Here is a 5,527-nt window from a genome sequence, read left to right on the forward strand (position 1 = left end):
CGTACGCACGCTGGCCGACGAGCACGCCGTCGCGCGCTTCCTGGAGCTGGGCCCCGACGGCACCCTCACCGCCCTCGCGCGGACCGTGCTGCCCCCCGCGGAGTACGAGCCCGGGTCGGCCGTCGAGCAGCACGTCGCGGTGCCCGCGCTGCGCACGGAGGGATCGGAGCAGGTCGCCCTGCTCAGCGCCGTCGGCGCGCTGCACGCGCACGGGCTCCGCCCCGACTGGTCCGCGCTGTTCCCCGGCGCGAAGGCTCTCGCCCTGCCCACGTACGCCTTCCAGCGGCAGCGGTACTGGCTGGCGGACGTCGCCACCGACGGGGACGACGGACGGGGGGATGCGGTCGACTCGTCGTTCTGGGCGGCCGTCCGCAAGGGCGACGTCCAGGAGCTGGCCGAGCGGCTGGCGCTGGACCCCGATGTCCTCGCGCCCGTGCTGCCCGCGCTGACGGCCTGGCACCACAGCAGTGTGCAGCGGTCCACCGCCGCGTCCTGGCAGTACCGCGAGACCTGGACGCCCCTGGAGCTCCCGGCCGGTTCGCCCTCCGGGGTCTGGCTGGTGCCGTTCTGCGCCGACGACGCCGAGGCCGCCGAAACGGCCGTCGCCGTCGTGGAGGCGTTCACCGCCGCCGGAACGGAGGCGAGCCCCGTGCCGGTCGCCGCCGACACCGACCGCGCCCGGATCGCCGCCGCTCTCGACGAGGCGCACCAGGGCGGCTCCCCGCAGTTGCTCTCGCTGCTCGCGCTGACCGAGACCCCGCACCCCGACCACGACGACGTGCCCCTCGGCCTGCATCTGAACACCCTGCTCGTGCAGGCGCTGGCCGAGACCGGGACCGGGGCGCGGCTGTGGGCGGCCACCCGGTCGGCGGTGTCCGTCGGCGCCGCCGACCCGCTCACCCGGCCGGTGCAGGCCACCACATGGGGCCTGGGCCGCACCGTCGCCGTCGAACACTCCGACCTGTGGGCCGGCCTCGTCGACCTGCCGTCCCGGCTGGACGAGCGGACCCTGACCCGGCTCGTCGCGTGCGTGATCCGCCCCGGCGACGACAGCGAACTGGCGGTGCGCGACTCCGCCGTGTTCGCGCGCAGGCTCGTCCGGGTCGTCCGTGAGGACGACGACCGTCCCGAGCCGCGGTTCACCGGAACGACCCTGATCACCGGCGGCACCGGCATCATCGGCGCCCGGGTCGCACGCCACCTCGCCCGGCAGGGCGCCGAGCACCTGCTGCTCGTGAGCCGTCGCGGGCCCGACGCGCCCGGTGCCGGCGAACTGCGCCGCGAGCTGGAGGAGCTGGGCGCGGCGGTCACCGTCGCCGCCTGCGACCCCGCCGACCGGGCGGCCCTGGACGCGCTGCTCGTCACCGTGCCCAGCGACCGGCCCCTCACCGCCGTCCTGCACATGGCGGGCACCCTCGACGACGCGCCGCTCACCGTCATGGACCCCGGGCGGTACGCCACCGTCCTGCGCGCCAAGCTGCGCGCCGCCGCCAACCTCGACGAGGCGACCCGCGACCTGGAGCACCCCCTCACCGCGTTCGTGCTGTTCTCGTCGGTCGCCGGCGCCCTCGGCTCCGCCGGCCAGGCCGGATACGCGGCCGGAAACGCCCACCTCGACGCCCTGGCCCGTGCCCGCCGCGCCGCCGGGCTGCCGGCCACCTCCGTCGCCTGGGGCCCGTGGGCCGGCGGCGGCATGGCCGACGACCCGGCCGTCCTGGCCCGGCTGCGGCGCGGCGGCCTGACCCCGATGGAGGCCGAACCGGCACTCACCGCCCTCGGCCGCACCCTCGCCCACGACGACACCTGGGCACTGGTCTCCGACATCGACTGGGGCCGTATCGCCGAGGGCCGGCGCGGACTGCCGGGCGGCGCCCTGTTCAGCCGTATCCCCGAGGCCGCCCACGCCGCGGCGACCCCCGCCGGCCCGGTCGACGCACACGGAGGCCGGCTCCGTGCCGAACTCGCCCCGCTGGGCGCCGCCGAACGCCGCCGACTGCTGCTGAGGCTGGTCCGGCGCAGCGCGGCCACCGCACTCGGCCACCCGACACCGGAGAGCATCGAGCCCACCCGGGCGTTCCAGGACTGCGGCTTCGACTCTCTCACGGCCGTGGAGCTGCGCAACCTGCTCGCCAGCGCGACCGGCCTCACCCTGCCCACCACCCTCGTCTTCGACCACCCCACCCCGGTGGCCCTCGCCGACCACCTGCTCCACGCGCTCGACGACGGCTCCCTGTCGGCCGTCCACCGCGCCGCCGCGGAGCACCGGACCGCCGCCACGGACGAGCCCATCGCGATCGTCGCGATGGCCTGCCGCTACCCCGGCCGGGTCGGCTCACCCGAGGACCTGTGGGACCTCATCACCCGCGGCGGCGACGCCATCTCCGCGTTTCCCGCGGACCGCGGCTGGGACCTCGACGCGCTCCACGATCCGGACTCCCGGCGCCCGAACACCAGTTACGTCAACGAGAGCGGCTTCCTCGACGGCGCCGCGCAGTTCGACGCGGGCTTCTTCGGCATCTCCCCGCGGGAGGCCGTCGCCATGGACCCGCAGCAGCGGCTGCTGCTGGAGGTGTCCTGGGAGGCCGTGGAACGGGCCGGCCTCGACCCGCGCTCACTGCGCGGCAGCAGCACCGGCCTGTTCGTCGGCTGCGGCCACCAGGGCTACGGCGCCGGCCTGACCGATGTCCCGGACGAGGTGCGGGGCCATCTGCTCACCGGCAATTCGACGTCGGTGGTGTCGGGCCGGGTGTCGTATGTGCTGGGGCTCGAGGGTCCGGCGGTGACGGTGGACACGGCGTGTTCGTCGTCGTTGGTGGCGTTGCATCTTGCGGTGCAGGCGCTGCGCAACGGTGAGTGTGATCTGGCGTTGGCCGGTGGTGTGACGGTGATGTCGACGCCGGGTGTCTTCGTGGAGTTCTCGCGGCAGCGGGGGCTGGCGGTGGACGGGCGGTGCAAGGCGTTCGCGGAGGGTGCGGACGGGACCGGTTGGTCCGAGGGTGTCGGTGTGCTCCTGGTCGAGCGGCTGTCGGACGCCCGCCGCAACGGTCACCGGGTCCTCGCCGTCGTCCGGGGCAGCGCGGTGAACCAGGACGGTGCGTCGAACGGTCTTACGGCGCCGAACGGGCCGTCGCAGCAGCGGGTGATCCGGCAGGCGCTGGCCGGTGCCGGGCTGGCCCCGGCCGATGTGGATGCGGTGGAGGCGCACGGCACGGGCACGACGCTGGGTGACCCGATCGAGGCGCAGGCGCTGATCGCGACGTACGGTCAGGATCGTGAACGGCCGTTGTGGCTGGGGTCGGTGAAGTCGAACATCGGTCACACGCAGGCCGCTGCGGGTGTGGCGGGTGTGATCAAGATGGTGCTGGCGATGCGGCACGGGGTGCTGCCGCGGACCCTGCACGTGGACGAGCCGTCCTCTCATGTCGACTGGTCGGCCGGAGCCGTCGCCCTCCTCACCGAGGAACAGCGGTGGCCGTCGTACGAGGACCGGCCGCGCCGCGCCGCCGTGTCCGCCTTCGGGCTCAGCGGCACCAACGCCCACATCGTCCTGGAAGAACCGCAGACCGACGACGCTCCCGCCCTGCCGGTCCTGCGGCCCCCGGCCGACGTCGTGCCCTGGACGGTCTCCGCACGCAGCGACGAAGCCCTGCGCGCCCAGGCCGCCCGGCTCGCCGGCCACCTTCGGGCCCACCCCGACACGACCCCGGCACAGGTCGGACACGCCCTCGCGACCTCCCGGTCCGTGTTCGAACACCGGGCCGTCCTCGTAGGTGACGACCGCACCGCCCTCCTCGCCGCCCTGGACGCCGTCGGCCGCGGCGAACCGTCCCCCGGCGCCGCCGTCGGCACCGCCGGCACGGAAGGCGGCGTCGCCTTCCTCTTCGCCGGACAGGGTTCCCAGCGGATCGGCATGGGCCGTGAACTCCACGCAGCCTTCGGCACATTCGCCGACGCATTCGACGCCGCCTGCGCCCACCTCGACAACGAACTGGGACGGTCCCTGCGCGACATCGTCTTCGAGGACGACGAAACGACCCTGAACCGCACCGAGTTCACGCAGCCCGCCCTGTTCGCCTTCGAAGTGGCCCTGTTCCGGCTGCTGGAGTCCTGGGGGGTACGCCCGGACCTCCTCGCCGGGCACTCCATCGGCCAGCTCGCCGCGGCCCACGTCGCCGGGGTGTGGTCCCTGGAGGACGCCTGCCGCCTGGTCGCGGCGCGCGGCCGACTGATGCAGGCCCTGCCCGAGGGCGGCACCATGGTCGCCGTCGAGGCGTCCGAGGACGAGGTGCTGCCCCTGCTCGCCGGACTGGAGGCCGAGGTCGGCATCGCCGCCGTCAACGGGCCCCGCTCCGTCGTCGTCTCGGGCACCGAGGACGGCGTCTCCCGTGTCGCCGGACACCTCGCCGGGCTCGGCCGTCGCACCACCCGGCTGCGCGTCAGCCACGCCTTCCACTCGCCGCTGATGGAGCCGATGCTGCGGGACTTCCTGCACGTCGCCGAGAGCCTCACCTACCACCGGCCGCACATCCCGATCGTCTCCGACCTCACCGGCACCCTCGCCGACCCCGGCGAACTGTGCGCCGCGGGCTACTGGACCGCCCACGTCCGCCAGCCCGTCCGCTTCGCCGACGACATCCGCCGCCTGCGCGAACAGGGCGTCACCCGCTACCTCGAACTCGGCCCCGACGGAACCCTCACCGCCCTCGCCCGTGCCTGCCTCCCCGACGACCCCGCGACCGGTTCCGCCACCGGCGCCGCTCCGCTGCTCGTGCCCGCGCTGCGCAAGGACCGCCCCGAGGTCCCCGGCCTGTACGACGCCCTCGCCCGGCTCCACGTCCACGGCGTCGACGTCGACTGGACCCCGGCGTTCGGCGCCGTGCCCGCCGCGCCGGCGGTCGACCTGCCGACGTACGCCTTCCGGCACGAGCGCTACTGGCTCGACCACGGCACCGCCCCCGACAGCGCCGACGCCCCGTCCGCGCGGACCGCCGCCGACACCGTCGACGACCGGTTCTGGGAAGCCGTCGAGTGCGAGGACGTCGACGCCCTGACCCGGACCCTCGGCGTGCAGGCCGAACAGATCGGCGCGGTCGTCCCCGCCCTCGCGTCCTGGCGCAGGCGGCAGCGGCAGCAGACCGCCGTCGACGCCCTGTACTACCGGGTGACGTGGAAGCCCGCCGCCACCGAACCCCCCACGGCGGACACCGAACCGGCGGACAGCCGCTGGCTGCTGTTCCTGCCGGGCAGCCCCGCCGGTGACGACCCGATCCCGGGGGCCGTCGTCACGGCCCTCGGTGGCCCCGACCGCGTCACCGTCGTCGAGGCCACCGGCGACGACCGCACACACCGCGCCGCACTCGCCGACCGGCTGCGCACGGCGACCGAGCAGCACCCCGTCCGGGGCGTGCTCACCCTCGCCCACCTCGCCGGCACCGACGTCGAAGGACTGCCCCTCGGCCCCGCCGTGGTCGCCGCGCTGCTTCAGGCGTGCGGGGACGTCGGTGTGGGCGGCCGGGTGTGGGTGGTC

Annotated in this window: 1 protein-coding gene; it reads left to right on the forward strand. The window is 75.2% G+C overall.

Going from position 1 to position 5,527, the window contains the following annotated elements:
* Window positions 1-5,527, forward strand: a 5,527-nt coding sequence (locus tag AC5WS8_RS38860; RefSeq protein WP_496108191.1) for an SDR family NAD(P)-dependent oxidoreductase, incomplete at both ends; no start/stop codon positions are given.

The sequence above is a fragment of the Streptomyces sp. PTL18 genome, from assembly GCF_059510295.1.